The following is a 264-nucleotide window of genomic DNA, read 5'->3' as shown; positions in this document are numbered from 1 at the left end:
GCCGGCCATGGCGGTGCCGTGCCGGGCCCAGGAGCGGTCGCCCCGCGAGGCCCCGAAGCCGACCAGGTCCCTGGTCGGGAGGACGTTCCCGACGAGGTCGGGGTGCTCGTCGTCGACGCCGGTGTCGAGCACCGCGACGGTGGTCCCCTCCCCCTTGGTCGTCCGCCATGCCTCCTCGGTGTGCATCGCGTCGAGCGCCCACTGCTGGTCCCGGATGCCGTCGGCGTGGGCCGCGGTGGCGGGGAGGAGGGCCAGGGAGAAGGC

General features: G+C 75.8%; 1 protein-coding gene. It reads right to left on the bottom strand.

Features of this window, described 5'->3' with window-relative positions:
• On the bottom strand, positions 1–264 hold a 264-nt coding region (locus AOK23_RS50125; protein WP_420823732.1), incomplete at both ends, for a S8 family serine peptidase.

The sequence above is a fragment of the Streptomyces torulosus genome (assembly GCF_001419765.1).
Classification (GTDB): Bacteria; Actinomycetota; Actinomycetes; order Streptomycetales; family Streptomycetaceae; genus Streptomyces; species Streptomyces torulosus.
The sequence above is the reverse complement of the archived record's forward strand: the minus strand, read 5'-3'. Positions and strand labels throughout refer to the sequence as shown.